Origin of the sequence: Collinsella sp., from assembly GCF_052346665.1 — a bacterium.
Lineage (GTDB): Bacteria > Actinomycetota > Coriobacteriia > Coriobacteriales > Coriobacteriaceae > Collinsella.
Map to the genome: position 1 here is coordinate 12951 of NZ_DAWDUX010000015.1, position 3253 is coordinate 16203.

Annotated in this window: 5 protein-coding genes; 1 reads left to right on the top strand and 4 read right to left on the bottom strand. The window is 62.6% G+C overall.

What is annotated here, in order from left to right:
- Positions 1 to 209 precede the first annotated feature (209 nt).
- The 4 genes from ACT8II_RS04075 to rnhA all read right to left on the bottom strand — a co-directional run bounded on the left by ACT8II_RS04075 (position 210) and on the right by rnhA (position 2827).
- Positions 210 to 629: a Fur family transcriptional regulator gene (locus tag ACT8II_RS04075; protein ID WP_118653239.1), complete on the bottom strand. Its 420-nt coding sequence runs from the start codon at positions 627 to 629 to the stop codon at positions 210 to 212.
- A gap of 104 nt (positions 630 to 733) precedes the next feature.
- On the bottom strand, positions 734 to 1165 hold the full coding sequence (locus ACT8II_RS04080; RefSeq protein ID WP_317440214.1) for an acylphosphatase: 432 nt from the start codon (positions 1163 to 1165) through the stop codon (positions 734 to 736).
- A gap of 10 nt (positions 1166 to 1175) precedes the next feature.
- On the bottom strand, positions 1176 to 2261 hold the full coding sequence (locus ACT8II_RS04085) for a Gfo/Idh/MocA family protein (protein ID WP_407495924.1): 1086 nt from the start codon (positions 2259 to 2261) through the stop codon (positions 1176 to 1178).
- A 77-nt stretch (positions 2262 to 2338) separates the two neighbouring features.
- Entirely contained in the window at positions 2339 to 2827 is a 489-nt protein-coding gene (gene rnhA, locus ACT8II_RS04090; protein ID WP_199588880.1) for a ribonuclease HI, read from the bottom strand.
- 179 nt (positions 2828 to 3006) lie between these two features.
- Here rnhA and ACT8II_RS04095 point away from each other — a divergent pair.
- The coding region (locus tag ACT8II_RS04095; RefSeq protein WP_443813041.1) for a Gfo/Idh/MocA family oxidoreductase at positions 3007 to 3253 on the top strand (247 nt) is incomplete at its 3' end.

Sequence of the window (3253 nt, forward strand, 5' to 3'; positions counted from 1 at the left end):
AAGGAGCGCGCGAGCCACATCACGACGGACGTCGATGACGATGGCATTTGGAACGCCTGCGCCGAGCTGAGGCTCGTCTAGGTCGATTGTGGGTGTAGATGCGCGGGTCGGAATATTGAACGTACTTCGATGTCTCGAGTCGCGCTCAGCTCGGCAAAAGGCCAGTTGATGGAAAAGAGCGGCAACTCAAGTCAGTTCAATTTTTCGCTTTACTCGGATACCGGGGCGGCGCAGTGCGGGCACAGGCCCTCGAACACCATGATGTGCGAGTCGATGGCGAACCCCGTTGCCTGCGACGCGGCCGCATCGAGGGAGGCGTCGTAGGCAAGAGGCGCGTCCGCGACGACACCGCAGGATCGACAGACGACATGACCGTGGCTGTCGCAGCGGCGGTCAAAGCGCATGGCGCCCGGAGCCTTCACGGTGGCGATGACGCCTGTCTCGGCAAGGAGATTGAGGTTGCGATAGACGGTGCCCCGACTCACGCGCTCATCGATGGTGCGAACATCGAGAAAGATGTCTTCGGCGGTGGGGTGATCGCACCGTGCGCGCACGGCGTCGAGAACCAATTGGCGCTGGCGCGTGTTGCGTCGCAGCGTCGGTCGTTGTGAGCGTGGCTGTGAGTCCATGGGGCCTCCCTTCCGTTACTAAACTCATAACATTTCAACAGAAGGAAGGTTGCAAGACAAGTGCTCGTGCCGGACGCTTTAAAATGATGGTGAAGTTGTGATACTTAATAGAGCACGTCAAAGGCATTGTTGTGGGGAATGGTAGGCAGCTCATTGGCGTCTTCGAGCCATATTCGATTGCCAAAACGCGCATAGTAGGCATGGATGCGCTCGAGATGGGCGACCAGGGCGCGCGGAGCTCCCTGGATTTCCATTTGCACGGTGCCGTCGGGCAGGTTCTTGACCCATCCCACTAGATGCCGCTCGTGCGCGAGGCTCTGGTTGGTCCAGCGAAACCCCACGCCCTGCACGTCGCCGCTGAACAGCAGCGCAAAGCGAAGTACGGTGGTGCATGCTTCGGCACGCCGCCCGAGTTCCTCGCGAAGGCCATCCTCGCATGGGCTCAAGCGTCCGGCGCTTTTCACGTCGGTGTCCGAAAGGCCCGTCGCCCGGGAAAACTCCCGTGCATGTCCCATCATCTTTTCAAAGAGCCCCATTGCCGCCTCCTTACTCGTCTGCGGGGAACGCCACACCCATCGTGCGCCGTGCCTCATCCATAAGCGCGAGGGATGCGAGCGTCACCTCATGGAAATGCGCGAGCATCCCAAAGGGACCACAGGGAGCCTCGGCCAAGGGAGTTCCCGCCTGCGTGGCACCGACTGCCTCGATGAAGTCGGCGAGTTCGTAGATCATGGTGTTGTCCGCATGCGGCAGCTCGATCTCGCGCGTGGAGGTCTGCGCACTCGAGTATCCGACGGTGTCTGCCGCGGCCTTTATCACGCGCATCTCCAGATACGCGCGTTCGGGCGCGGAGATACCCTCGATGACAAGGGTGCCGAGCTCACCCTCAATTTGGCTGGGTGAGCAGTCGTTGGTGATTTTAGAGTGATGCAGCGCGGCGATCATGTTCGGATAGCTCGCCACGATGACGCCCGCACCGTCGATGGGGCCGCCGGTGAGGCCGCGGGTTTGCTCGTCAAGTAGGGATGCGGCGGCGCAGGCGGAGATTGGAGCGCCGAACAGCTCGATAAGCGGCTCGACGGTGTAGATGCCGATGTCCATGAGCGAACCGGACGCCATTGAGCAATCGAAGATATTTGTGCGTCGACCGGCAAGCACCTCGTCGTAGCGCGAGGAGTATTTGCCAAAGCGCAGGGTTGCGCGGCGGATGGTGCCGAGCTCGTCCAGGGCGTTCTTGAGGGCATGGAAGGCGGGATCGTGCAGGGGCCGCATGGCCTCAAGCGCCACGACTCCCGCGCGTCCGGCCGCCTCGAGGACCTCGCGGACTTGGCGTTCGTTGGCGCAGAAGGGCTTCTCGACCAGGACATGCTTGCCGCCCGCGATGCAGGCGAGTGCCTGGTGGTGGTGCAGCGCGTTGGGGCTGCCAATGTAGACCGCATCGACCTCGTCGCTTGCGGCCAACTCATCGAGTGAGGTAAAGGGGCAGGTTCCGCGGTGCTTTGCTGTGAAGGCGGCGGCGCGCTCGGCATCGCGTGAGAGCGTGCCCACGAACTCGACGCCATCGACCTGAGCGAGTGCCATAAGCAAGTTCTCGGTAATGGAGCTGGTCCCGATGGTGGCAAGGCGGATCATGACAGGTCCTTTCCGCGGCGGTTTTCGATGCGTTTATTGTAGACAAGCTACAAGGGCTTCTCGCTCGTCGGTCGGGCTTACTCCGATTCGCCCTCGACGAAACCCGTGTCGACTGCGCGATTCGCGCCGTCGGCGGCCTTCGTGGCGAGCTCGTCGCAGCGCTCGTTGAACTCGTGGCCTGCATGTCCCTTTACCCAATGGAACGACACGCTGTGGGGTTCCTTGGCGGCGAGCAGGCGCTTCCAAAGGTCGACGTTCTTGACTGGCTTTTTCTGTGAGGTCTTCCATCCGCGGCGGATCCATCCCTCGACCCAATGCTGGTTGAAGGCGTTGCAGACATACTGCGAATCGGAGTGGACCTCGACTTCGCAGGGGCGATTGAGGGCCTCCAGCGCGCTGATGACGCCCAACAGCTCCATGCGGTTGTTGGTGGTGCGGTCGTAGCCGCGGGAGAGCTCGAGCGTGTGCAGTTTGCCTGAGGGTGCGGTGTAGCGCAGCACGGCGCCATAGCCGCCCGGTCCCGGATTGCCGCGCGACGAGCCGTCGGTGTAGACGATGACCTTCACATGGTTCCTTTCGATTTGTGAGCCTTCATTATAGGGGCGAGGCGGGACGGTTGCGACGATTCGTTTGGCGCCTGCGGGTCATGCGGATCCCTGCCGATTCCCGTGCTCGCGTTGACGCAGTGCGCGACCGGGCGGGAGGGTATGATTGCGGGGAATGATTCGCGTGAACGGAGGCGGACGTGGGACAGATTCGTTGGGGCATCATGGGCGCGGGCGGCATTGCCGGCAGGTTCGCGCGAGCGCTCGCGCATGTCGAGGGCGCGCGGCTGGTTGCGATCTCGGGGCGTCGCGCCGAGCGGCTCGACGCTTTTGCCGGGGAGTTTCACGTTGATGCGGCAAAGCGCTATGCGAGTGCCGAGGATAACGGGGCGTCCGCGCACCTTCGCCTCGTGGAGGATCCGGACGTGGATGCGGTCTACCTCGCGC

Bases quoted from the DNA above. Each gene is read 5' to 3' on its own strand.
- ACT8II_RS04075 (WP_118653239.1), bottom strand. From the start codon at position 629: ATGGACTCACAGCCACGCTCACAACGACCGACGCTGCGACGCAACACG.
- ACT8II_RS04085 (WP_407495924.1), bottom strand. From the start codon at position 2,261: ATGATCCGCCTTGCCACCATCGGGACCAGCTCCATTACCGAGAACTTG.
- ACT8II_RS04080 (WP_317440214.1), bottom strand. From the start codon at position 1,165: ATGGGGCTCTTTGAAAAGATGATGGGACATGCACGGGAGTTTTCCCGG.